This window comes from Curvibacter sp. GW821-FHT09D12 (genome assembly GCF_059416245.1).
In genome coordinates this window covers 156,861-179,951 of the sequence record NZ_JBWKOU010000004.1, presented here as the reverse complement: position 1 = coordinate 179,951, position 23,091 = coordinate 156,861, and the positions used below count along the sequence as shown (strand labels likewise).

The 23,091-nt window shown below is 63.6% G+C and carries 23 protein-coding genes; 14 read left to right on the top strand and 9 right to left on the bottom strand.

Annotated features, from left to right (window positions below):
* The first annotated feature begins 24 nt into the window (after window positions 1-24).
* From leuC to chrA, 12 genes are all read left to right on the top strand, one after another.
* Complete coding sequence (gene leuC / locus AC07PT_RS08010) at window positions 25-1,446, top strand: 3-isopropylmalate dehydratase large subunit (protein ID WP_492346821.1); 1,422 nt, start codon at window positions 25-27, stop codon at window positions 1,444-1,446.
* 20 nt (window positions 1,447-1,466) lie between these two features.
* Complete coding sequence (locus AC07PT_RS08005; protein ID WP_019574995.1) at window positions 1,467-1,595, top strand: entericidin A/B family lipoprotein; 129 nt, start codon at window positions 1,467-1,469, stop codon at window positions 1,593-1,595.
* Window positions 1,596-1,616: 21 nt separating this feature from the next.
* Window positions 1,617-2,267: a 3-isopropylmalate dehydratase small subunit gene (gene leuD, locus AC07PT_RS08000; RefSeq protein ID WP_492346820.1), complete on the top strand. Its 651-nt coding sequence runs from the start codon at window positions 1,617-1,619 to the stop codon at window positions 2,265-2,267.
* A gap of 61 nt (window positions 2,268-2,328) precedes the next feature.
* On the top strand, window positions 2,329-3,417 hold the full coding sequence (gene leuB / locus AC07PT_RS07995; RefSeq protein WP_027475758.1) for a 3-isopropylmalate dehydrogenase: 1,089 nt from the start codon (window positions 2,329-2,331) through the stop codon (window positions 3,415-3,417).
* An 81-nt stretch (window positions 3,418-3,498) separates the two neighbouring features.
* Complete coding sequence (gene asd / locus AC07PT_RS07990; RefSeq protein WP_492346819.1) at window positions 3,499-4,635, top strand: aspartate-semialdehyde dehydrogenase; 1,137 nt, start codon at window positions 3,499-3,501, stop codon at window positions 4,633-4,635.
* A 196-nt stretch (window positions 4,636-4,831) separates the two neighbouring features.
* A complete protein-coding gene (locus tag AC07PT_RS07985; protein ID WP_494656369.1) occupies window positions 4,832-7,399 on the top strand; it encodes a motility hub landmark protein FimV in 2,568 nt (855 codons plus the stop codon).
* A 29-nt stretch (window positions 7,400-7,428) separates the two neighbouring features.
* The gene (gene truA, locus AC07PT_RS07980; protein WP_494656523.1) at window positions 7,429-8,262 is read left to right on the top strand and encodes a tRNA pseudouridine(38-40) synthase TruA; all 834 of its coding nucleotides are present in this window, start codon (window positions 7,429-7,431) and stop codon (window positions 8,260-8,262) included.
* Entirely contained in the window at window positions 8,259-8,984 is a 726-nt protein-coding gene (locus AC07PT_RS07975) for a phosphoribosylanthranilate isomerase (RefSeq protein WP_492346817.1), read from the top strand. The genes truA and AC07PT_RS07975 overlap by 4 nt, the downstream gene beginning before the upstream one ends.
* Window positions 8,962-10,245 (top strand): tryptophan synthase subunit beta, encoded by a 1,284-nt coding sequence (gene trpB, locus AC07PT_RS07970; protein ID WP_492346816.1) that lies wholly within the window; start codon window positions 8,962-8,964, stop codon window positions 10,243-10,245. The genes AC07PT_RS07975 and trpB overlap by 23 nt, the downstream gene beginning before the upstream one ends.
* On the top strand, window positions 10,242-11,060 hold the full coding sequence (gene trpA / locus AC07PT_RS07965; protein WP_492346815.1) for a tryptophan synthase subunit alpha: 819 nt from the start codon (window positions 10,242-10,244) through the stop codon (window positions 11,058-11,060). Before trpB ends, trpA begins: the two co-directional genes overlap by 4 nt.
* A 28-nt stretch (window positions 11,061-11,088) precedes the next feature.
* Window positions 11,089-11,961 (top strand): acetyl-CoA carboxylase, carboxyltransferase subunit beta, encoded by an 873-nt coding sequence (gene accD, locus AC07PT_RS07960; RefSeq protein WP_019575003.1) that lies wholly within the window; start codon window positions 11,089-11,091, stop codon window positions 11,959-11,961.
* A gap of 66 nt (window positions 11,962-12,027) precedes the next feature.
* Entirely contained in the window at window positions 12,028-13,374 is a 1,347-nt protein-coding gene (chrA, locus tag AC07PT_RS07955; protein WP_494656368.1) for a chromate efflux transporter, read from the top strand.
* 12 nt (window positions 13,375-13,386) lie between these two features.
* Here chrA and AC07PT_RS07950 read toward each other — a convergent pair whose 3' ends face one another.
* A complete protein-coding gene (locus tag AC07PT_RS07950; protein WP_492346813.1) occupies window positions 13,387-13,941 on the bottom strand; it encodes a YggT family protein in 555 nt (184 codons plus the stop codon).
* A gap of 227 nt (window positions 13,942-14,168) precedes the next feature.
* On the opposite strand from AC07PT_RS07950, the gene lysS reads away from it, so the two are divergent.
* Both lysS and AC07PT_RS07940 read left to right on the top strand, forming a co-directional pair.
* Window positions 14,169-15,704 (top strand): lysine--tRNA ligase, encoded by a 1,536-nt coding sequence (lysS, locus tag AC07PT_RS07945; RefSeq protein ID WP_492346812.1) that lies wholly within the window; start codon window positions 14,169-14,171, stop codon window positions 15,702-15,704.
* A gap of 137 nt (window positions 15,705-15,841) precedes the next feature.
* Window positions 15,842-16,837, top strand: a complete 996-nt coding sequence (locus AC07PT_RS07940; protein WP_492346811.1) for a GGDEF domain-containing response regulator — start codon at window positions 15,842-15,844, stop codon at window positions 16,835-16,837.
* A gap of 54 nt (window positions 16,838-16,891) precedes the next feature.
* Here the strand turns inward: AC07PT_RS07940 and nagZ are convergent, their stop codons facing one another.
* The 8 genes from nagZ to lepB all read right to left on the bottom strand — a co-directional run bounded on the left by nagZ (window position 16,892) and on the right by lepB (window position 23,090).
* Window positions 16,892-17,974, bottom strand: a complete 1,083-nt coding sequence (gene nagZ, locus AC07PT_RS07935) for a beta-N-acetylhexosaminidase (RefSeq protein WP_492346810.1) — start codon at window positions 17,972-17,974, stop codon at window positions 16,892-16,894.
* 42 nt (window positions 17,975-18,016) lie between these two features.
* Window positions 18,017-18,433, bottom strand: a complete 417-nt coding sequence (acpS, locus tag AC07PT_RS07930; protein WP_494656367.1) for a holo-ACP synthase — start codon at window positions 18,431-18,433, stop codon at window positions 18,017-18,019.
* 15 nt (window positions 18,434-18,448) lie between these two features.
* A complete protein-coding gene (locus AC07PT_RS07925) occupies window positions 18,449-19,222 on the bottom strand; it encodes a pyridoxine 5'-phosphate synthase (RefSeq protein ID WP_492346808.1) in 774 nt (257 codons plus the stop codon).
* Window positions 19,219-19,983 (bottom strand): DNA repair protein RecO, encoded by a 765-nt coding sequence (gene recO, locus AC07PT_RS07920; RefSeq protein WP_494656366.1) that lies wholly within the window; start codon window positions 19,981-19,983, stop codon window positions 19,219-19,221. The genes AC07PT_RS07925 and recO overlap by 4 nt, the downstream gene beginning before the upstream one ends.
* An 11-nt stretch (window positions 19,984-19,994) precedes the next feature.
* Entirely contained in the window at window positions 19,995-21,014 is a 1,020-nt protein-coding gene (era, locus tag AC07PT_RS07915) for a GTPase Era (RefSeq protein WP_492346806.1), read from the bottom strand.
* Window positions 21,011-21,694: a ribonuclease III gene (gene rnc / locus AC07PT_RS07910; RefSeq protein WP_492346805.1), complete on the bottom strand. Its 684-nt coding sequence runs from the start codon at window positions 21,692-21,694 to the stop codon at window positions 21,011-21,013. Before rnc ends, era begins: the two co-directional genes overlap by 4 nt.
* The gene (locus AC07PT_RS07905) at window positions 21,695-22,045 is read right to left on the bottom strand and encodes a DUF4845 domain-containing protein (RefSeq protein ID WP_492346804.1); all 351 of its coding nucleotides are present in this window, start codon (window positions 22,043-22,045) and stop codon (window positions 21,695-21,697) included.
* Window positions 22,046-22,109: 64 nt separating this feature from the next.
* Window positions 22,110-23,090, bottom strand: a complete 981-nt coding sequence (gene lepB / locus AC07PT_RS07900) for a signal peptidase I (protein ID WP_492346803.1) — start codon at window positions 23,088-23,090, stop codon at window positions 22,110-22,112.
* Between the last annotated feature and the right edge of the window lies 1 nt (window position 23,091).

Sequence of the window (23,091 nt, the reverse complement as noted above, 5' to 3'; positions counted from 1 at the left end):
CCTCACGAAAGACCAGAGACCACCATGGGACGCACCCTTTACGACAAGATCTGGGACGAGCACGTCGTCCACACCGAAGAAGACGGCACCGCCGTGCTTTACATCGACCGCCATCTGGTGCACGAAGTGACCAGCCCGCAAGCCTTCGAAGGCCTGCGCGAGGCCGGCCGCAAGGTCTGGCGCGTGAGCTCCATCGTGGCCACCGCCGACCACAACACCCCCACCACCGGCTGGGAACTGGGCTACGACGGCATCACCGACCCGATCAGCAAAGAGCAGATCACCACCCTGGACACCAACATCAAGGAATTCGGCGCTGCCGCCTTCTTCCCCTTCATGTCCAAGCGGCAGGGCATCGTGCACGTGATCGGCCCGGAAAACGGCGCCACCCTGCCCGGCATGACCGTGGTCTGCGGTGACTCGCACACCTCCACCCATGGCGCCTTTGGCGCACTCGCCCACGGCATCGGCACCAGCGAAGTCGAACACGTGATGGCCACCCAGACGCTGCTGGCCAAGAAGGCCAAAAACCTGCTGATCAAGGTCGATGGCACCGTGGCCAAGGGCGTCACGGCCAAGGACATCGTGCTGGCCATCATCGGCAGGATCGGCACGGCCGGCGGCACCGGCTACACGATCGAATTTGCCGGCTCGGCCATCCGGGCGCTGTCCATGGAAGGCCGCATGACGGTCTGCAACATGGCCATCGAAGCCGGTGCGCGCGCCGGCCTGGTGGCGGTGGACGACAAAACCATCGAATACGTCAAGGGCCGCCCGCTGGCGCCCGCGGGTGTCGAGCTGGAGCACGCCATCACCTACTGGAAGACCCTGCACTCCGACGCCGACGCCACGTTCGACGCCGTGGTCGAGCTGGATGCCGCCCAGATCGTGCCGCAGGTCACCTGGGGCACCTCGCCCGAAATGGTGCTGGGCGTGGACGCCCGCGTGCCGGATCCCGACAAGGAAAAGGACGCCAACAAGCGTGGCGCCATCGAACGCGCCCTGACCTACATGGCGCTGGAGCCCGGCAAGCCCATCAATGACATCTTTGTCGACAAGGTGTTCATCGGCTCCTGCACCAACAGCCGCATCGAAGACATGCGCGAAGCCGCTGCCGTGGTGAAAAAGCTCGGCCAGAAAGTGGCCAAGAACATCAAGGTGGCCATGGTCGTGCCAGGTTCTGGCCTGGTGAAGGAACAGGCCGAGCGCGAAGGCCTCGACCAAATCTTCAAGGCCGCTGGCTTTGAATGGCGCGAGCCCGGCTGCTCGATGTGCCTGGCCATGAACGCCGACCGCCTCGAACCCGGCGAGCGCTGCGCCTCCACCAGCAACCGCAACTTCGAAGGCCGTCAAGGCGCCGGTGGCCGTACCCACCTGGTGAGCCCGGCCATGGCCGCCGCCGCCGCCGTGCACGGTCATTTCGTCGACATCCGTCAATTCGCCTGACCCCGAAGGAGACCCTTGCCATGAACCGCATCACCACCTTCCTGACCCTGTCCGCCCTGGTCGCCCTGATGGGCTGCAACACCGTCAAGGGCCTGGGCGAAGACGTCCAGAAAGCCGGCTCGGCGATCGAAAACGCGGCCAAGAAATAAGCCACAAGGCCCTGACTCATCATGCAAAAATTCACCGTACACAAGGGCATCGTGGCCCCGATGGACCGCGAGAACGTCGACACCGACGCGATCATCCCCAAGCAGTTCCTGAAATCGATCCGCAAGACCGGCTTCGGCCCCAACCTGTTTGACGAATGGCGCTACCTGGACCACGGCGAACCCGGCCAGGACCCCGCCAGCCGCAAGCCCAACCCTGACTTCGTGCTGAACCAGCCCCGCTTTGCCGGCGCGTCCGTGCTGCTGGCGCGCAAGAATTTCGGCTGCGGCTCCTCACGCGAACACGCCCCCTGGGCTCTGGACCAGTTCGGCTTCCGCGCCATCATTGCGCCCAGCTTTGCCGACATCTTCTTCAACAACAGCTTCAAGAATGGCCTGCTGCCCATCGTGCTGCCCGAAAGCACCGTGGCCCAACTGTTCGACGAAGTGCTGGCTTTCCCGGGCTACCAACTCACCATTGATCTGGATCGCCAGGTCATCGTGCGCCCGCAAGGCGAAGAGATCCCCTTCGAGGTCAACGCCTTCCGCAAGTACTGCCTGCTCAACGGCCTGGACGACATCGGCCTGACCCTGCGTCATGCCGACAAGATCCGGCTGTACGAGGCCGAACGCCTGGCCCAGAAGCCCTGGCTGGCCCAGACCATGGTCGGCTGACCACCTCACGTCCACTTCAACCCAGGCCGCCCCATCGGGTCGGCCTCACCTGATCCATCCCATGAAAATCGCAATCCTGCCGGGTGACGGCATTGGCACCGAAATCGTCGCCGAGGCCGTCAAGGTCCTGAATGTTCTCGACCTGAAGTTCGAAACCGAGACCGCCCTGGTCGGCGGCGCCGCCTACGAAGCCCACGGCCATCCGCTGCCCGAATCGACCCTGAAGCTGGCCAAAGAAGCCGACGCCATCCTGTTTGGTGCTGTCGGTGACTGGAAATACGACAAGCTCGACCGCCCGCTGCGCCCCGAACAAGCCATCCTGGGCCTGCGCAAGAACCTGGGCCTGTTTGCCAACTTCCGCCCCGCCATCTGCTATGAGCAGCTGGTTGGCGCCTCCAGCCTCAAGCCCGAGCTGATCGCCGGCCTGGACATCCTGATCATTCGTGAACTGACGGGTGACATCTACTTCGGCCAGCCCCGGGGCCGCCGCACCGCCGTGGATGGCCACTTCCCTGGCGCCGAAGAGGCCTTCGACACCATGCGCTACTCGCGACCTGAGGTGGAACGCATTGCCCACGTCGCCTTCCAGGCAGCCCGCAAGCGCAGCAAGCGCGTGACCAGCGTGGACAAGGCTAACGTGCTCGAGACCTTCCAGTTCTGGAAGGACATCATGATCGAGGTGGGCCAGCAGTACCCCGACGTGGAACTGGACCACATGTACGTCGACAACGCCGCCATGCAACTGGTCAAGGCGCCGAAGAAATTCGACGTGGTGGTGACCGGCAACATGTTCGGCGACATCCTGTCCGACGAAGCCGCGATGTTGACCGGCTCCATCGGCATGCTGCCCTCGGCCAGCCTGAATTCGAGTAACCAGGGCCTGTACGAACCCAGCCACGGCAGCGCCCCCGACATCGCGGGCAAGGGCATTGCCAATCCTTTGGCTACAATACTGTCCGCTGCCATGATGCTCCGCTTCTCCCTCAACCAAGCCGAAGCCGCCGACCGAATCGAGTCCGCGGTGCAATCGGTGCTGGCTGCTGGCCTCAGAACCGTTGACATCTACTCGGAAGGCACCACCAAGGTCAGCACCCGCGAGATGGGTGATGCCGTGGTGGCCGCCATTACCAAGACGACCATTAAAGGCTAAGCAGTAGCCCGGTTCGTCACGCCCTCCCCGGCCCGACGAGCCGGGGTGAAGAAGATTTCATTTTTCTGAAAGGGCAATGTGATGAAGGTAGGTAATCTTGTAGGTTTGGTGGGTTGGCGCGGAATGGTCGGCTCGGTGCTGATCGACCGCATGACGGCTGAAGGCGACTTCGGCCTGATCGAACCCGTTTTCTTCTCGACGTCGAATGCCGGTGGCAAGGCCCCCGCGCAAGCCAAGAACGAAACCGTTCTGCAAGACGCCTACGACATCGCAGCCCTCAAGCGCTGCGACATCATCATCACCGCACAAGGCGGCGACTACACCACCGAAGTGTTCCCGAAGCTGCGCGCCGCCGGCTGGAACGGCCACTGGATTGACGCCGCGTCCACCCTGCGCATGAAGGATGATGCCGTCATCATCCTGGACCCGGTGAACCTGCCCGTGATCCAGAGCGCGCTCGCCAAGGGCGGCAACAACTGGGTGGGCGGCAACTGCACGGTCAGTTGCATGCTCATGGGCGTGGGCGCACTGTACAAGGCGGGCCTGGTGGAGTGGATGTCCACCCAGACCTACCAGGCCGCATCGGGCGGCGGTGCTCAGCACATGCGTGAACTGCTGACCCAGTTCGGCACCCTGAACGCCGAAGTGCGCAACCTGCTGGATGACCCCAAGAGCGCCATCCTGGAAATCGACCGCAAGGTCATCGCCAAGCAGCGCAGCCTGAGCGACACCGAAACCGCCAACTTCGGCGTGCCCCTGGGCGGCAGCCTGATCCCCTGGATCGACAAGGACCTGGGCAACGGCGTCAGCCGCGAAGAATGGAAGGGCATGGCCGAAACCAACAAGATCCTGGGCATCGGCGAAGGCTTCAGCGCCCCCGCCATCCCGGTCGACGGTTTCTGCGTGCGCGTGGGCGCCATGCGCTGCCACAGCCAGGCCTTGACCTTCAAGCTCAAGAAGGATGTGCCAGTGGCTGACATCGAAGCCATGATCGCCGCTGACAACCCCTGGGCCAAGGTGGTTCCCAACACCCGCGAAGCCACCATCAAGGACCTGACGCCCGTGGCCGTGACCGGCACCCTGACGATTCCCGTGGGCCGCGTGCGCAAGCTCGCCATGGGACCGGAATACGTGGGCGCCTTCACCATCGGCGACCAGTTGCTGTGGGGTGCGGCGGAACCGTTGCGCCGCATGCTGCGCATCCTGCTGGACGCGTGATCATTTACAAAGGTAACTAAACGAAACCGTTCGGACGTTGTCAATTGGCAACGTCCAAACGGCTCGTTCAGCAGGCCTCAAAGCGTGCCGCAAGCTTCCAAGGCACGTCAGCTTGTCAGCATAAGGCCTTGATGCTATGGTGCTTTTTCACTATTTGAGTTCGGGACAAGTTACAAATGTTGAAAAAAGATTTGCCATGCAACCTGCTCCCGAGCACCAAGGCATGAAGAACCCCGCACGCAAGAATCGTTGGCAATGCACGGCCCTGGCAGCCCTGTTGGTCTGCTCGGCAGGACTGTGGGGGGTTGAAGCCCAGGCACTGACACTGGGCAAGCTGACGGTTCAGTCGGCCCTCGGCGAACCCTTGCGCGCCGACATCGAACTGCCCGACATCACCAGCACTGAATTCGAAAGCCTCAAGGCCACCCCAGCCAACTCGTCGGCCTTCAGAGCGGCCGGCTTTGAGTACAACCCCGCCATCTCGGGCATGAACATCGACGTGGTACGCCGGGCTGACGGGCGTGCTTTTCTGCAAATCAAGAGCGACCGCGTCATCAATGACCCCTTTCTGGATCTGATTCTGGAGGCCAATTGGGCATCGGGTCGCATCGTGCGCGACTACACCCTGCTGTTTGACCCCCCAGCAGCGCGCCAGGCCGCGCCCAGCCCGATCAATCCGGCACAGGCCTCAGTGGCCAGCCCATCTGCGAGCCCATCCATCCGGTCGGCACCGCCCGTGGTGCTGGCACCCCAACCAGCACCCGCCCCGGCGGCCCCCAGTCGGCCGGTCTCACCCGCGGTGGTGGCCAAGCAGGCGCCAGCCCCAGCAGCGGCCCCCAACGGAGACACCCTGACCGTGAAGCAGGGCGACACCGCGGGACGGATTGCCGCCAGCATCAAACAGCCACAGGTCTCTCTCGATCAGATGCTGGTCGCCCTGATGCGAGCCAACCCCGAGGCCTTCCTGCGTGGCAACGTGAATCGCATCAAAGCCGGCGCTGTGCTGGCCTTGCCTGACAACGCCAGCGCCGCCTCGGTGCCAGCAGCCGAAGCCCGCCAGATCATCCAGGCGCAAAGCCGCGACTTCAATGATTTCCGTCGCAAGCTGGCAGATCAGGCCCCTCACGTGAAGGTGGCCGCAGCTGAGCGCAGTGCCAGCGGGCAGGTGCAGACCCAGGTCGAAGAAAAGAAGCCAGCCACCGCGGCCCCGGACAAACTCACCCTGTCCAAGGGTGCGCTGGAAGCGAAGAAGGCCGACGCCGCCGCAGAACAAAAGGTTGCCGAAGAAAAACAAGCCAAGGCGCAGGCCGAACGGACCGCCGAGCTGAACAAGAATCTGGCCGATCTGAACAAGGTAAGTGCCGCCGCACCAGCACCAGCACCAGCAGCAGAAGCCCCATCGACCCCCGCAACACCGGCGGTCACTGCGCCATCAGTTCCTGCGCCCGCGCCCGCCGTGCCGCCCGAAGCGCCCGAAGCGCCCAAGGCGCCCCCACCCGCCCCGCCCAAACCTGCGGCGCCCCCCGTCGTGCCGGCACCCCAAGAAGAGGCCGGCCTGCTCAGCTTCCTTGGTGACGATCCGCTGATCCCTGCCGCGGGCGGCGGCATCCTGGCCCTGCTGGCAGGCCTGGTCGCCTACCGATACGTGAAGCGTCGGCGATCCAACCACGTGGACAGCTCCTTCCTGGAGAGCAAGCTGCAGCCCGATTCGTTCTTTGGCGCCAGCGGTGGTCAACGCATTGACACCAATGATTCGACCAATGGCTCGTCGTCCATGGCCTACTCGCCCAGCCAGCTCGACGCTGGCGACGTTGACCCCGTGGCCGAAGCCGATGTGTACCTGGCCTATGGCCGGGACCTGCAAGCCGAGGAAATTCTCAAGGAAGCCCTGAAAATCAACCCAAGCCGTGTGGCGATCCACGCCAAGCTGGTTGAAATCTATGCCAAGCGGCGCGATGTGGTGGCCGTCAACGCAATGGCACTGGAGGCCTTCAAGCTCACCCAGGGCAAAGCCCCCGAATGGGACCGCATCCGCGAGCTGGGCCATGAGCTGGACCCAACCAACCCGCTGTACACCGATGGCGGCTTGCCAGAAGCACCGGCCCCCAGAGAAGGGCCCGCGTCTGTGCCGTTCTCGGCACCTACGCAGCCGCTCGGTCCAGACCTCGATCTGGACCTCGATCTGGACCTGCCACTGGACGATGTTCCCTCGCAGCCCGCACCGGCCCCGCTGCCCTCGGATGACCCGTTTGGCGACCTGAATCTGGACCTGGAACCACCACCGGCTGCCGTTCTCGAACCTGAGGAAGCGCCATTGCCAACGTCCGATGACATCAGCATCGACCTGACCGAGGAACTCGACTTTCCCAGCAGCAATGCCACCGAACCGGCGCGACTGACCCCGGTTGAGCCCGAGCTTGCGCCGGCTCCGAGTGACCCGGGCATGATTGAATTCGACCTCGATTCGCTGTCGATGGAACTTGAAAAGAGCCCTGAGCCCACCCAGGTCACTCCGCTGCCGGAGCCTCTGCCCGAGATTTCGGAGCCCGCCCCTCAGGTCGAGCCCACACTGGACTTCGAAGATGAGGATGACGAACTCGACATCCACCCCGAAGATCCCCTGGCCACCAAACTGGCACTGGCCGAAGAGTTCAACGCCATTGGCGACGCCGATGGTGCTCGCGCCCTGGTCGAGGAAGTCATTTCCGAAGCCTCCGGCGCGCTGAAGACCAAAGCCGAGCGTTTGCTCGCCCAGTTGGCTTGAAGGCGCAACCCACCGAACCCAGGCCCCCCGTGCGCATGGCCCTGGGTTTGAGCTACCAGGGCCGTGCCTACGCGGGTTGGCAAAGCCAGCCCACGGTGCCCACCGTACAAGACGCACTGGAAAAAGCACTGGCTCGCTTCGTTGACGCCCCCATCGTCACGCTGTGCGCCGGTCGCACGGATGCGGGTGTGCACGGTCTGATGCAGGTGGTGCATTTCGACACGCATGCCGACCGCCCCGACTTCTCCTGGGTGCGTGGCACGAACACCTTCCTGCCTTCGGACATCGCCGTTCAGTGGGCCCGCCATGTGCCGCAAAGCTTCCACTCGCGGGCCTGTGCACTGCGGCGCCGCTATGTCTACGTGGTGCTGCAGTCGCCGGTGCGGCCCAGCCTGGAGGCCGGCGCCGTGGGCTGGGTGTTCCGCAAACTCGACCACGCCGCGATGGACAAGGCCGCGCAGTTGCTGGTGGGTGAGCATGACTTCAGTTCCTTCAGGGCATCTGCCTGCCAGGCGCTGACGCCCATCAAGACGCTGCACCACATCCACATCCACCGCCGACCCGCTCGCGCACTCGAAGATGGCAGCACCGACACCCGCCACAGTTTCGAGCCCTGTTACTGGCGTTTCGAGTTTGAAGGAAATGCCTTTCTGCACCACATGATCCGCAACATCATGGGTTGCCTGCTCATGATCGGCCAGGGTCTCAAGCCCCCGGAGTGGATGGCCCAGGTGCTGGCAGCCCGCTCACGGGATGCAGCGGCCCCCACCTTCTCGCCCGATGGCCTCTACTTCGCGGGACCCATCTATGGGCCGCAATGGGGCTTGCCCGAGCGCACTCCAGCCTATGATTGGCTGCCATGAAGACGATTGCCCTCCCCTCGCACCGCACCCGAATCAAGATCTGCGGCATCACCCGCGAAGAAGACCTGGATGCCGTGGTGGCCGCGGGTGCCGACGCGGTCGGTTTTGTGCTTTACCCCCCCAGCCCACGTTTCGTGAACCCCGCACGTGCGGCCGAACTGGCACGCAGACTGCCGCCTTTCGTGACGCCAGTGCTGCTGTTCGTCAATGCGAGTGCCACCGACGTGCAAACAGCCTGCGCCCAGATCCCAGGTGCTCTGTTGCAGTTCCATGGCGATGAAAGCCAGGCAGACTGCCTCGCTGCGGCGGGCCCCGCCGGTCGCACATGGGTCAAAGCGGCGCGAATTCCGCTCGGACCTGAAGCCCAGGCCTTCGACCTCGTAAAATACGCAGCAGATTACTCAGAAGCCAGTGCCATCCTGCTAGACGCCCATGTCGACGGCTACGGTGGCAGCGGCAAAACATTCAATTGGTCACTTCTTCCACCAAACGTCAGCTCTCACCTCGTTTTGTCTGGTGGACTCACGCCTGCAAACGTGACCGATGGCATTTTGCAAGTGCGCCCGCGTTGCCCCACGCTGGCCGTTGATGTGAGTTCGGGTGTCGAGGTGTCCAAGGGCATCAAGTCACCCGAGAAGATCTTCCAGTTCGTCGCCGCCGTGCGCGCCGCCGACGAACAACTTGCAAAGAGTTTTCAACATGTTCGAGTACCACCAACCTGATGCCTCCGGCCATTTCGGCCCCTATGGCGGCAGTTTTGCCAGTGAAACCCTCACCCATGCACTGACCGAGCTGCGCGAGGCCTACGCCAGATACCAGCACGACCCGGATTTCCAGGCCGAATTCCGCTATGAGCTGGCCCACTTTGTGGGTCGCCCTTCGCCGGTTTACCATGCCGCCCGCATGAGCCGCGAAATGGGTGGCGCTCAGATCTTTCTCAAGCGAGAAGACCTGAACCACACCGGGGCCCACAAGGTCAACAACACCATCGGCCAAGCCATGCTGGCCAAACGCATGGGCAAGCCCCGCGTGATTGCCGAGACCGGTGCCGGCCAGCACGGCGTGGCCACAGCCACCATCTGCGCCCGCTATGGACTGGAATGCGTGGTGTACATGGGCAGTGAAGACGTCAAGCGCCAAAGCCCCAACGTGTACCGCATGCACCTGCTGGGTGCCAAGGTGGTGCCGGTCGAGTCCGGCAGCAAGACCCTGAAAGACGCGCTCAATGAAGCCATGCGCGACTGGGTCACCAACGTCGAAAACACCTTCTACATCATCGGCACGGTGGCCGGCCCGGCGCCCTACCCGGCCATGGTGCGCGACTTCCAGAGCGTGATCGGCGAGGAATGCCTCACCCAGATGCCCCAGCTGTTCAGGCACCTGAACATGGCCTCGGAACAGCCCGACGCCGTGGTGGCCTGCGTGGGGGGCGGCAGCAATGCCATGGGCATCTTCTACCCCTACATCCCGCATGAAAAAACCCGGCTGATCGGGGTCGAGGCCGCGGGCGAAGGCCTGGACAGCGGCAAGCACTCGGCCTCACTGCAAAAAGGCAGCCCGGGCGTGCTGCACGGCAACCGGACCTACATCCTCCAGGACGACAACGGCCAGATCACCGAAACCCACAGCGTGAGTGCCGGTCTGGACTACCCCGGCGTGGGCCCCGAGCATGCCTACCTGAAGGACATCGGCCGGGCCGAGTACGTGGGCATCACCGACCGCGAGGCGCTTGACGCCTTCCATTACCTGTGCCGCACCGAGGGGATCATCCCGGCTCTGGAGTCCAGCCATGCCGTGGCCTATGCCATGAAACTGGCCAAGACCATGCGTTCCGACCAATCCATCCTGGTCAACCTGTCGGGCCGAGGCGACAAGGACATCGGCACCGTGGCCGACCTGAGCCAGGCCGAGTTTTTCTGCCGCCCCAGCTGCCGCGGCCAATCCGTCAAAGGCGCCGAACAAGTCATGCAGGTGGTGAAATGAGCCGAATCGAAGCAACCCTCCAGGCCCTGAAAGCCCAAGGTCGAAAGGCCCTCATCCCCTACGTGACGGCCGGGTTTCCGCAAGCCGACATCACCCCCGACCTGATGCACGCCATGGCAGCCGCCGGGGCCGACATCATCGAGCTGGGGGTTCCGTTCTCGGACCCGATGGCTGATGGCCCGGTGATCCAGCGTGCCGGCGAAAAGGCCCTGACCTTCGGCATCGGCACGGCCCAGGTGCTGGCCATGGTCAAAGCCTTCCGCGAACGCGACAACCGCACGCCCGTCGTGCTGATGGGCTATGCCAACCCGGTCGAGCGCTACGACCAGAAGCACGGCGACAACGCCTTCATCCGCGACGCTGCGGCCGCCGGTGTCGATGGCGTGCTGATCGTCGACTACCCGCCCGAAGAATGCCGCGACTTTGCCAGTCGCCTCAAGGAGGCCGGCCTGGACCTGATCTTCCTGTTGGCCCCGACCAGCACCGATGAACGCATCCAGCAAGTCGCCGAAGTGGCCACGGGCTATGTGTACTACGTGTCGCTCAAAGGCGTGACGGGCGCAGGCCACCTGGACACCGATGCGGTGGAGGCTGCGCTGCCCAAGATCCGCAAGCATGTCAAAATCCCGGTTGGCGTGGGCTTTGGCATCCGTGATGCCCAGACCGCTGTCGCGGTGTCCCGCGTTGCCGATGCCGTGGTCATCGGCAGCAAGATCATCCAGCTGATCGAAGACCTGCCTCGAGAAGAAGCCATTGCCCAGTGCAGCAGCTTCCTCGCCGGCGTCCGATCAGCACTGAACCAAAGCCAGGCCTGAACAAGCCCCTGGCATCAAGGAGAAACGCATGAGCTGGCTCGAAAAACTGCTACCGGCCAAAATCCAACAGACCAACCCCAGCGAGCGCCGCAGCGTGCCCGAAGGGCTGTGGATCAAGTGCCCCAGCTGTGAATCGGTGCTGTACAAGACCGATCTGGAACACAACCAGAACGTCTGCCCCACCTGCGGTCACCACCACCGCATCGGCGCCCGGGCCCGGCTCAATGCCTTCCTCGATGCCGAGGGCCGTTACGAGATCGGCCAGGAGGTGATCCCGGTCGACGCCCTCAAGTTCAAGGACAGCCGCAAGTACCCCGAGCGCCTGAAAGAGGCGCTTGAGAACACCGGCGAAACCGACGCCCTGGTGGTGATCGGCGGCTCGGTGCACAGCATCAACCTGGTCGCGGCCTGCTTTGAATTCGACTTCATGGGCGGCAGCATGGGCTCGGTGGTCGGCGAGCGCTTTGTGCGCGGTGTCGAGACCGCCATCGAGCAAAAAGTGCCCTTCCTGTGCTTCACAGCCACTGGTGGTGCGCGCATGCAAGAGGGCCTGCTGTCCCTGATGCAGATGGCCAAGACCAATGCGGCCCTGACCCGCCTGGCCAAGAAGGGCCTGCCCTACATCAGCGTGCTGACCGACCCGACCATGGGTGGCGTCAGCGCTGGCTTCGCCTTTGTGGGGGACATCGTGATTGCCGAACCCAAGGCCCTGATCGGCTTTGCCGGCCCTCGCGTGATCGAGTCCACCGTGCGGGTGACGCTGCCCGAGGGCTTCCAGCGGGCCGAGTTCCTGCAGTCCAAGGGAGCCGTCGATTTCATCTGCGACCGCCGGGAACTGCGCAAGACCGTGGCCAGCGCACTGGCCATGTTGCAGCGCCAGCCGGCCGACGCCGTGCTCTGAGCCCCTCCCCTCACATCTCCGTCAAAAGGCCTTTTCAAAGGCCTTTTGCTTTGTCAGGCCCAGCCCATGGAATCATCCACCCCGCCCACCTCACCCATCGCCCCCACCTTCTGGCAGGCCCTGCGTTACTGGTTCAAGCTGGGCTGCATCAGCTTCGGCGGGCCAGCCGGGCAGATCGCGATGATGCACGAGGAGCTGGTGGAACGCCGGCGCTGGATTTCAGAGCAGCGCTTTTTGCACGCCCTCAATTACTGCATGCTGCTGCCCGGGCCCGAAGCCCAGCAACTGGCCACCTACATCGGCTGGCTGCTGCACCGGCGCTGGGGCGGTTTGGTGGCGGGGGGGCTGTTCGTGCTGCCCTCGCTGCTGCTGCTGATGGGCTTGTCGTGGTTGTACATGCGCTTTGGCAGCACGCCGGCCGTGGCCGCCGCCCTGTATGGCGTCAAGCCTGCAGTGACCGCCATCGTGCTGGCGGCGGCCCACCGCATCGGGGGGCGCGCCCTCAAGAACACCCCTCTGCGCCTGATCGCGCTGGCGGCCTTCGTGGCCATTTTTGCCCTGAACCTGCCGTTCCCGCTGATCGTCCTGGGCGCTGCCGGGATCGGGTACCTCGGTGGCCGCTGGGCACCGGCCGCCTTCAGCCTGGGGGGCGGCCATGCCAGCGCCCATCAAGCCCGGCACGCCCCCGCCCTGATCGATGATGACACCCCCACCCCGGCCCACGCGCGCTTCAGCTGGGGTGGCTTCGCACGGGTGCTGCTGGCAGGCCTCGGCTTGTGGGCCCTGGCACTGGGCAGCCTCGTGGCCCTGCAAGGCTGGGACGGCCCACTCACACAGATGGCCTGGTTCTTCACCAAGGCCGCCCTGCTGACCTTTGGCGGTGCCTATGCCGTGCTGCCCTACGTCTACCAGGGGGCGGTCGAGCACTTCCACTGGCTGAATGCCACCCAGATGATGGACGGCCTGGCCCTGGGTGAAAGCACACCGGGCCCCCTGATCATGGTGGTGTCCTTTGTGGGTTTTGTGGGCGGCTGGGGGCAATCGCTGTACGGGCCTGAGGCCCTGCTGGCGGCCGGCATGGCCGGTGCAGCCGTGGTGACCTTCTTCACCTTTCTGCCCTCCTTTGTGTTCATCTTCCTGGGAGGGCCTTTCATCGAATCCACCCATGGCAAGCTGCATTTCACGGCGCCGCTGACGGGCATCACGGCCGCCGTGGTGGGCGTGATCCTCAACCTGGCGCTGTTTTTTGCCTGGCATGTGCTGTGGCCCGCTGGCTGGCAGGGGCCGTTTGAATGGCCTGCCGCAGTGATTGGGCTGGCGGCGCTGGCCGCCCTGATCCGCTACAAAGTGGGCGTGATGACCGTGGTCGGGGCGGCCCTGATGGCCGGCCTGGCCTTGCAGTGGCTGCGCTGACTCAGAACCCGATCAGAAGCCCATCAACACCGACGCCTGCACATACCCCAGCACCAGGTTGCCAATGTGCAGCGCCACCAGCAAGGCCAGTGGCGCCAGATCCACCCCGCCGACCAACGGAATCACGCGCCGGAACGGGGTCAGCAAAGGGTCACACAGGCGCTGCAGCACATGGAACATGGGGTTGGGCGACTGCACCCAGGACAGGATGGCAAACACGATGACCAGCCCCGTCATGCCCGTGAGGGCCAGCTTGAGCATGCCGAACACCGCCAGCACCGGCAGACTGACCAAGCTGGCATGACCGCCCAGCAAAGCCCACAGCAGCAAAAATTGCAGCAACTCGATCAACCAGGCGCCCAGCAGGCTGGACACATCCCAGCGCCCGATCGGCGGCACCACCCGGCGCAAAGGCAGCACCAACCAATCGGACAAGGCAAACACCATCCGCCCCACCGGATTGCCGAAGGGCACGCGTTGCAGTTGCATGTACCAGCGCAACAAACAGGCGCCGCCGAACAGGCCGGCCACCACATCCAACAAAAGTGAAGCGATTTGATAAAGCATGATCGGAGCAGAACCTTTGAAGACGTGCAATGCCGCACCCAGCGGATTATCAACGCAGCACAGCGGTGACCTGGCTGCAGCCCTGCAAGCCATGCGCACAAGCGCTGGATCCATCGCTGCGAACGCATCGAATCCGCTTCGATCTGTACCAAGGCACCGGCAAAAAACTAAAATACGCGGTTTGGTCCTTAGAGACCCCCATTTGACCCGTTCAACGAACGCATTCCATGTCTGAAAACCAACACACCGCGCACGCCACCCCCGCCCAGGACGACAACCAGCTGATCGCAGAACGCCGCGAAAAGCTCAAAGCCCTGCGCGAAGCCCAGGCCCGCGGTGAAGGTGTGGCCTTCCCGAACGACTTCAAGCCCGAACACCATGCCGATGCCCTGCATGCGGCCTACGGCCACTCCGAGGCCGAAGACCTGACCGCCCGCCCCGTGACCGTCAGCGTGGCAGGCCGCATGATGCTCAAGCGCGTCATGGGCAAGGCCAGCTTTGCCACGGTGCAGGACGCCACCGGCCGCATTCAGCTTTATGTGACCCGCGATGCCCTTGGCGAAGCGCATTACGGGGCCTTCAAGCACTGGGATCTGGGCGACATCGTGGGCGCCGTGGGCACCCTGTTCAAGACCAAGACTGGCGAACTGTCGATCCATGTGACCCAGTTGCGCCTGCTGACCAAGAGCCTGCGCCCGCTGCCCGACAAGTTCCATGGCATGAGCGACCAAGAGCAGAAGTACCGCCAGCGTTACGTGGACCTGATCACCGACGAGCATGCCCGCAAGCGCTTCGCGGCCCGCAGCAAGGCAGTGAGCGGACTCCGTGAATTCATGGTGCAGCACGGCTTTCTGGAAGTTGAAACCCCCATGCTGCACCCGATCCCGGGTGGCGCCAACGCCAAGCCCTTCGTGACGCACCACAACGCGCTCGACCAGGAGATGTACCTGCGCATCGCGCCCGAGCTTTACCTCAAACGCCTGATCGTAGGTGGGTTCGAGCGCGTCTTCGAGATCAACCGCAACTTCCGCAATGAAGGCATCTCGGTGCGCCACAACCCCGAGTTCACGATGATGGAGTTCTATGCGGCCTACTGGAACTACCAGGACCTGATGAGCTTCACTGAAGCCCTGATCCGCGACGCCGCCCAGAAGTCCGTTGGCACCCTGCAACTGACCTACCAGGGCAAGGCCGTGGACCTGGCCCAGCCCTTCGAACGCCTGACCATCCGTGAGGCCATCCTCAAGCACACCCCCGACGCCCAGGTGGACGACGCGGCCTGGCTGATCCAGAGCCTGAAGAAGATCGGCCTGTCGGAAGAAAAAAACAAGCTCAGCGGCCGCAGCGTGGCCAGCCTGCAGGTCCTGCTGTTCGAGGAAACCGTCGAAGAGAAGCTGTGGCAGCCGACCTTCATCATGGAACACCCGACCGAGATCTCGCCCCTGGCCCGTGCCAATGACCAGCGCCCCGAAGTGACCGAGCGCTTCGAGCTGTACATCACCGGCCGTGAGTTCGGCAATGGTTTCTCCGAGCTCAACGATGCCGAAGACCAGGCCGCACGCTTCCACGCCCAGGTGGCCGCCAAAGACGGTGGCGATGACGAAGCCATGTTCTTCGACCACGACTTTGTGCGAGCCCTCGAATACGGCCTGCCCCCTACCGGCGGCTGCGGCATCGGCATCGACCGTTTCATGATGCTGCTCACCGACAGCCCCAGCATCCGCGACGTGATCCTGTTCCCGGCACTGCGCCGCGAGGCGTGACAGTGGGGGGAGGGAAAGCCCTCCCTTGGTAGGTCAAGACGGTCAAACCAGGGAGAAATGCCGGATTCGACAGTTCAAGTGACCCAAAAGCCCCTTAGCATGGGGCCCTAGATCGAATGCCTGAAGTGAGACCCAACATGCCTCTTTCTTACGGAAGCCCCTTCACGGTTCTGGTGGTCGACGATCAGGAGGCCATTCGCTTGGCGCTGGCGCTGGAGCTCAGACAAGTGGGCGTACAAACCGTGTGGCAGGCCGGCTCTGCCGAGGAAGCACTGGAAGTATTTGCCACCAAGCGCCCTGATCTGGTGCTGCTCGACATCCGCATGCCCGGCCATGATGGTTACTGGACCGCCCAGAAGATCCGCGACAGCGAGCCGGGCAACTGGACACCCATCATCTTTCTATCGGGCATGGACCGCGACGAGGACCTTTGGCGAGGCATCGAGGCGGGCGGCGATGACTACCTGATCAAGCCGGTGACCTCCACCGTGCTGGCTGCCAAGCTGCGGGCCATGCAACGCCTGCTGGGGATGCAGCGCCGCCTGGTGGCAGTGACAGAAGAACTGAACCTCGCCAATCAGAAGCTCAACGAACTGGTCGAGCGCGATCCGCTCACCGGCCTGGTGAACCGCCGCGGCCTGGACAGGCTGCTTTACGCCGAGATCCGGCAGGCCCGGCGCGACAGCAAACCCCTGACCTTGATGCTGTGCGACATTGACCACTTCAAGCTCTACAACGACCGCCTGGGGCATGTCGAGGGCGACCAGTGCCTGCAGAAGATCTCGGGCATGCTCAGCACGATCTGCAAGCGGCCCTCAGATGTGGCGGCTCGCTACGGTGGCGAAGAATTCGCCCTGATCCTACCCGACACCCCTAAATCGGGAGCCATGACCTTTGCCCGGGCCTGCGCCAAGATGCTGCGGGGCCTGAAGCTGGCGCACCCCGACTCACCCACCGAACCCTGGGTGACGATATCGGGCGGTATCACCACCTGCCTGCCCGACGAGTCCACCAGCCCGGAAGGCATGCTGATGCGGGCAGACGAGGCACTTTATGCGGCCAAGGCCCAGGGCCGCAACCGCTTCTTCAGCTTCGAGTTCCAGATGGACACGGTGGAGCACCTGCAAAGCTGAGCGTGCCCCGCACAGCCTCAGGGCAGCAGACGTGCGGCCCTGACAGCGCGCCCTTCAGGGCAACAATGCCAGCGCGTTCAGATAGGCCGGCTGCAGCATCAGCTCATCCCAGGCCTGCGGCAGGGTCTCGGGCAGCAAGGCCAGTCGGCGCGACTCACTGTCCTGGCTGGGGTGCCAGAGGCCAGCAGCCCGCGCCGCAGTCAGGCCGTCCAGCAAACCGTCGACCGCACTGCCATCGCCCAGGCTTTGGTTGCACAACAACACCAGATCGCAGCCCGCGTTCAGGGCGGCCGCACCCGCCTCGGTGTAACTCACCTCCCGGCCATCCAACAGCCGGGCACCAGCCATGCTGAGGTCGTCGCTGAAGATCGCCCCATCAAAGCCCAGTTGACGGCGCAGGATCTCCTGTAGCCAGCGGCTGGAAAAGCCCGCCGGGCGGCGATCCACCTTGGGGTAGATCACATGGGCCGGCATGACGCTGGTGAGCGTGCTCGACAACCAGGGGTAAGGTGCAGCATCGTCGGCCAGGATGGCCTTGAGGCTGCGCTTGTCCACCGGGATCTCGGTGTGTGAATCCGCCTTGACGAAGCCATGGCCGGGGAAGTGCTTGCCGCAATTGGCCATGCCCGCCTGCAGCAGGCCGTGCATCAGGCTTTTGGCCAGCAGGGCCACCACACGCGGATCACGATGGAAAGCCCGGTCACCGATCACGCCACTCTCGCCCCAATCCAGGTCCAGCACCGGGGTGAAGCTGAAATCGACGCCACAGGCCCGCAACTCGCTGCCCAGCACATAGCCCACCGCGGTGGCAGCGTTGGTGGCGGCCAGCGCACCGCTGCCCGGACCACCCTTGCCGTCCTTCATCCACAGATCACCCAAGGCGCGCATGGGCGGCAAGTGGGTGAAACCATCCGAGCGGAAACGCTGCACACGCCCCCCTTCGTGATCCACGCAGATCAGCAAGTCGTCGCGCACCGCCTTGATGGCACTGGTGAGCGCCAGCAACTGAGACCGGTTTTGCCAGTTGCGTGAAAACAGGATCACGCCGCCGGTCAACGGGTGGGCCAGGCGGCGGCGGTCCGCGGCGCTGAGTTCGGTGCCGGCGACGTCGAGAATCAGAGGGGCATGGTCGGACATGGTGCGGGGTCTTCCAACGGGAAACAGAAAAAGAAATCGGGTTCAGGCCGCAGTGGCGGCGCCAGGTGCGGTGTGCTCCACCACCACAAAGCTGGCGGCGTAATCGGTCTCATCGGTCACGGTGACATGGGCACGCAGCCCGCGGGCTTCAAACCAGGTCTTGAGTTCGCCGTGCAGCACGATCACCGGCTGCCCACTGGGCAGCTTGGCAATCTCGCAGGAACGCCAGGTCATGGGCATGCGCATGCCCATGCCCACGGCCTTGCTGAAGGCCTCCTTGGCCGAGAAACGGGTGGCCAGGTAGCGAACACCACGCTCAGGCCAGCGTTCAGTGCGTTCACGCCAGGTTTGCAGCTCGGCGGGCGCCAGCACACGCTCGGCAAAGCGATCGCCATGCTGGGCCAGGCTGGCCTGGATGCGACGGACGTCGCAAATGTCGGTACCGATGCCGTAGATCATGACAAGACCCGCGACTCAGGCTGGCTGGGCCGCCACGATGCAGCGCAGGTAATCACGCACCGTGGCCTCGTAGCCCAGCTCCAGGGCATCGGCGATCAAGGCGTGTCCGATCGAGACCTCCAACACGCCAGGCACGCCCCGCAGAAAGGCACTGAGGTTGTCTCGGGACAGATCGTGGCCGGCATTGAGCCCCAGGCCAACCGCCAGTGCAGCCTTCGCCGTGTCGGCAAACTGCGCCAGCACGCGGGCTTCATCAGGGGTGCCATGGGCACGCGCCCAGGTCTCGGTGTAGAGCTCGACACGGTCCGCGCCAAGGGCGCGTGCGGCCGCCATGGCTTCCGGAATCGGGTCCATGAACAAGCTGACCCGAACGCCGAGGGCGTGGGCTTCGTCAATCAGCGGTTTGAGGCGGCCGGCATCCTGAGGAAAGCTCCAGCCATGGTCGCTGGTGAACTGACCTTCGGTATCGGGCACAAACGTGGCCTGGTGCGGCCGGAACTGGCGCACAGAGTCCATCAGGTTGTGGAAGGGATTGCCTTCGATGTTGAACTCTGCCGCCGGCCACTGCTTGAGCAAGGCCGCCAAGTCGCCCACATCATCCGCGCGGATGTGGCGCTCATCAGGACGGGGGTGCACGGTGATGCCGGCTGCACCGGCCTGCAAACAAAGCGTTGCCGCCCGGGTGACGCTGGGGATGCCCAGGTGTCGGGTGTTGCGCACCAGTGCCACCTTGTTGAGGTTGACCGACAGGGCGGTGAGCGGATGCAGGGAGGAGGTCGCAGCGTTCATAGGTTTTGCAGGTCGATCATGAGTTGCCGGGTGCGCAAGGTGCGCGAACCGCAATGGTAGTGGAGCAAGGCCCGCAGTTGGTGCTTGAGCTCGGCCGTGCCATCTGCGCTGGCGCGCAAGGTGGCCGCCAGTGGCGCGGGCTCATCGAGGGCCCGCTGCAGTCCGATCCACCAGGCACCGGGCAGACCGCCACGCTCCTGAGGTCCGGCTTCGCGCAGCCCCCCCTCGGCCACCAGCACGTAAAGCCTTTGGGCGCTCAAGGGGGCCAGCGTAGCGGTTTGCTGGTCCAGCGCAGGCAGCAGGCCCAGGTCGCGCAGCAGCACCAGCTCAAACGCCCGCAGCACGGGCTGCAAGGCATCGCCATGTTCACTGGCCAGCACACGCACCACCGCGGCATAGGCATCGAACAGGCCCGGATGCGGGTCGTCACGCGCCAGCAGACGCATCAACAGCTCGTTGAGGTAGTAGCCTAACAACAAGGCATCGCCGGTGGGCATGATGTGCCCGCCCACCCAATCAGCCGCTTTGAGGGTGTGGATTTCGGCCTGCGGATCCGGTGTCAGGCTGTAGCCCAGGCGCAGTGGCTGCAGCGGCAACAGCACGGGCCGGAAATTGGAGGTGGGCTTCTTGGCACCCTTGGCCACCAAGGCCTGGCGGCCGTGGTGCCGGGTCATGACCTCAAGGATCAGGCTGGACTCACTCCAGTCGTAGCGGTGCAGAACGAAGGCGGGTTCGTCCGCAATGCGCTTCGGGGGCGCCACGGCGAGGTCGCTTACTCGTAGCCGAAGCTGCGCACACGGGCTTCATCGTCAGCCCAACCCGAACGGACCTTGACCCACAACTCCAGGAACACCTTGGCATCCATGAGCTTCTCAAGCTCCTGACGGGCTTCGGTACCAATGCGCTTGAGGCGCTCGCCCTTGTCACCGATCACCATGGCCTTGTGGCCGTCGCGCTCGACCACGATGGTGGCCGAGATGCGCAGCATGCGGTTATGGGTCTTGCTTTTTTCTTCGTCGAACTTGTCGATGACCACGGTGGAGGTGTAAGGCAACTCGTCACCGGTGAAGCGGAACAGCTTTTCACGCACCGTTTCGGAGGCCAGGAACTTCTCGCTGCGGTCGGTCAGCTCATCGGCGCCATAGAACCAGGCCTGTTCGGGCAGGTATTTCTCACAGATGCCAAACAAGCGTTCGATGTCGCCCTTGTTCTTGGCCGACATGGGCACAAACTCATTGAAGGGGTGGCGCTCCTGCATGCCCTTGAGCCAAGGGGCCAGTTCGGCGCGGCGGTTCACGGTGTCGAGCTTGTTGGCCACCAACAGGGCCGGGATGCCCGGCTTGAGCAAGGACAGCACTTTGGCGTCGGCCAACGTGAAATTACCCGCCTCAACCACGAACAGCACCAAGTCCACATCACCGATGGCACCCATCACGGTCTTGTTGAGCGATTTGTTGAGCGCCGTGCTGTGACGCGTCTGGAAGCCGGGGGTGTCCACAAACACGTATTGGGTCTGACCCAGGGTGCGGATGCCGGTGATGCGGTGACGCGTGGTCTGAGCCTTGCGCGAGGTGATGCTGATCTTCTGCCCGATCAAGGCGTTGAGCAGTGTGGACTTGCCGACGTTGGGCTTGCCCACGATGGCGATCACACCGCAGCGCTGACCTTCGATCGGGGCGGCGCCAGCCACCACATCAGCAGCGGTCACTGGGGCTGCGCCTGGCTTGGCCGCGGCCAGCATGGCTTCGAGGTCGGCATTCGTGCCGGCTACAGGCTTTGTAGCGTCGTTCATTTGTATTTCGCTTTCAGGGTGAGCAGCATCGCTGCTGCGGCGGCCTGCTCGCCGGCACGCCGGGAGCCGCCGATGCCTCGCTCGGTCAGGCCCAGTTCGGGAATTTCACACTCGACATCAAAGGTCTGGCGATGCGCCACCCCGGTGGTGAGCACCACGCGGTAGGACGGCACTTTCATTTTGCGAGCCTGCAACCACTCCTGCAAGCCCGTCTTGGCGTCCTTGCCCATGGCTTGCATCTGAGGGTTGATCTCCACGGCCTGGTAAAGCCGATGCACCAAGGCCTCAGCCGAGCCATAACCAGCGTCGAGGAACACCGCGCCGATCAGGGCCTCTACGGCATCGGCCAGGATGGAGGGGCGCTTCTGTCCTCCAGAGCGCGACTCCCCCTCACCCAGGCGAAGCACGCCGGGCAGATCAAGGTCCAGCGCCAGTTGGTGCAGGGTGTCTTGCTTGACCAGATTGGCCCGGGTGCGGGACAGATCGCCCTCGGTCAAGGTGCCCAGGCGCCGGTACAGCAGGCTGGACACCGCCAGGTTGAGCACGGAGTCGCCCAGGAATTCAAGACGCTCGTTGTGGTCAGCGGAAAAACTGCGGTGGGTCACCGCCCGCTGAAACAGCTTCGGGTCCGCAAATGTGTGTTGCAGCTTCTGCTGCAGGGTTTGAAGTCGAGGGTCCACCTAGTTGGTCTGCGCGCTGTATTTCATGACCAGATAAGCTGGCCCGATGAGATGAATTTCACGGACATAGGCGAAGGAGACAATGATTTTGTCGCCGTTCTTCCGAATGTCGAGGTCTTTGCCCGTGATCGATGTGATGTCGTCGATGGCCGCAGAGCGATCAAACGCCTGCTGGATTTCTGCCACCGTGTCGCCCGACTTGGCCCGGTCAATGGCCCGCTTGGCCGCGACATATTCAATGCCCGTGGGAACCACTTGAGCGCCCACGACCAGAACAGACACGATCAGCGCTGCCATCAGAACCAAGGTGATGAACGACATGCCGCGCTGTGACGAGCGGCCAATTGACATGCGTCTTTTCATATTTAAACCCCTCCTGTGCCCCGGAAACGGTGCATGCACACCTGCGCCCGACTCAATGGAATGGCCCGATGCGCTTCAGATTGCCGAAGTTCATCCAGACAAACACGGCCTTGCCGACGATGTTGGCATCAGGCACAAAGCCCCAATACCGTGAGTCGAGCGAATTATCGCGATTGTCGCCCATCATGAAGTAATGGCCTTCAGGCACCTTGCAGGTCACACCTTCAACGGTGTAGTGGCAGTTGGCCTTGAACGGAAAGTCTTCCACGCCTGGCACAAAGGCAGGACGGTCCGGGTCGTTGAGCAGACGGTGAGGCCGGTCACCCAAGGCTTCCTCGAACTGCTTGAAGTAGCGCACGGCATCTTCGTCGAAGAAATCAGGGACGGCTGTCGTCTCAAGGGGCTTGCCGTTGATGGTCAGGCGCTTGTTGAGGTAGGCCACTTCATCGCCGGGCACGCCGACAACACGCTTGATGTAGTCCAGGCTCGGCTTGGGAGGGTAGCGGAACACCATCACATCGCCCCGCTGCGGTGGGGTGCCATCGGTGATTTTTTTGTTGATCACCGGCAAGCGGACGCCGTAGGTGAACTTGTTCACCAGGATCAGGTCACCCACCAGCAAAGTCGGAATCATCGAGCCCGACGGGATCTTGAACGGCTCAAACAGAAAAGACCGCAAAACGAAGACCGCCGCGATCACCGGGAACAGGCCGGCGGTCCAATCGAGCCACCAGGGTTGCATCAGCAAGCGGCTCTTGGTGTCTTCGACATCGCCATCGACCTGCTTGATGCCCATGCGGGTGAGTTCCTCGCGGCGCTGGATTTGAGCCGCTTCCACAGCCACCACAGCCTGGCGCCGGCGTGGCAGAAAGTACAGGCGCTCCGCCAACCAGTACGCACCGGTGACCAGCGTGGCCAGGAACAGCAGCAGCGCAAAGTTGCCTTCGATGCCACCGATGTTCAGGTACCAGGCCCCGATGTAGGCCGCAAAGCCGGCCAGGATGATGGCCGTGACCGTTGACATGGCATTCATC

What these genes read in the sequence shown, in the direction of transcription:
- leuC (WP_492346821.1), top strand. Translation starts at nt 25, where the DNA reads ATGGGACGCACCCTTTACGACAAGATCTGGGACGAGCACGTCGTCCAC.
- AC07PT_RS08005 (WP_019574995.1), top strand. Translation starts at nt 1,467, where the DNA reads ATGAACCGCATCACCACCTTCCTGACCCTGTCCGCCCTGGTCGCCCTG.
- leuD (WP_492346820.1), top strand. Translation starts at nt 1,617, where the DNA reads ATGCAAAAATTCACCGTACACAAGGGCATCGTGGCCCCGATGGACCGC.
- leuB (WP_027475758.1), top strand. Translation starts at nt 2,329, where the DNA reads ATGAAAATCGCAATCCTGCCGGGTGACGGCATTGGCACCGAAATCGTC.
- asd (WP_492346819.1), top strand. Translation starts at nt 3,499, where the DNA reads ATGAAGGTAGGTAATCTTGTAGGTTTGGTGGGTTGGCGCGGAATGGTC.
- AC07PT_RS07985 (WP_494656369.1), top strand. Translation starts at nt 4,832, where the DNA reads ATGCAACCTGCTCCCGAGCACCAAGGCATGAAGAACCCCGCACGCAAG.
- AC07PT_RS07975 (WP_492346817.1), top strand. Translation starts at nt 8,259, where the DNA reads ATGAAGACGATTGCCCTCCCCTCGCACCGCACCCGAATCAAGATCTGC.
- trpB (WP_492346816.1), top strand. Translation starts at nt 8,962, where the DNA reads ATGTTCGAGTACCACCAACCTGATGCCTCCGGCCATTTCGGCCCCTAT.
- trpA (WP_492346815.1), top strand. Translation starts at nt 10,242, where the DNA reads ATGAGCCGAATCGAAGCAACCCTCCAGGCCCTGAAAGCCCAAGGTCGA.
- accD (WP_019575003.1), top strand. Translation starts at nt 11,089, where the DNA reads ATGAGCTGGCTCGAAAAACTGCTACCGGCCAAAATCCAACAGACCAAC.
- chrA (WP_494656368.1), top strand. Translation starts at nt 12,028, where the DNA reads ATGGAATCATCCACCCCGCCCACCTCACCCATCGCCCCCACCTTCTGG.
- AC07PT_RS07950 (WP_492346813.1), bottom strand. Translation starts at nt 13,941, where the DNA reads ATGCTTTATCAAATCGCTTCACTTTTGTTGGATGTGGTGGCCGGCCTG.
- lysS (WP_492346812.1), top strand. Translation starts at nt 14,169, where the DNA reads ATGTCTGAAAACCAACACACCGCGCACGCCACCCCCGCCCAGGACGAC.
- AC07PT_RS07940 (WP_492346811.1), top strand. Translation starts at nt 15,842, where the DNA reads ATGCCTCTTTCTTACGGAAGCCCCTTCACGGTTCTGGTGGTCGACGAT.
- nagZ (WP_492346810.1), bottom strand. Translation starts at nt 17,974, where the DNA reads ATGTCCGACCATGCCCCTCTGATTCTCGACGTCGCCGGCACCGAACTC.
- acpS (WP_494656367.1), bottom strand. Translation starts at nt 18,433, where the DNA reads ATGATCTACGGCATCGGTACCGACATTTGCGACGTCCGTCGCATCCAG.
- AC07PT_RS07925 (WP_492346808.1), bottom strand. Translation starts at nt 19,222, where the DNA reads ATGAACGCTGCGACCTCCTCCCTGCATCCGCTCACCGCCCTGTCGGTC.
- era (WP_492346806.1), bottom strand. Translation starts at nt 21,014, where the DNA reads ATGAACGACGCTACAAAGCCTGTAGCCGGCACGAATGCCGACCTCGAA.
- AC07PT_RS07905 (WP_492346804.1), bottom strand. Translation starts at nt 22,045, where the DNA reads ATGTCAATTGGCCGCTCGTCACAGCGCGGCATGTCGTTCATCACCTTG.
- lepB (WP_492346803.1), bottom strand. Translation starts at nt 23,090, where the DNA reads ATGAATGCCATGTCAACGGTCACGGCCATCATCCTGGCCGGCTTTGCG.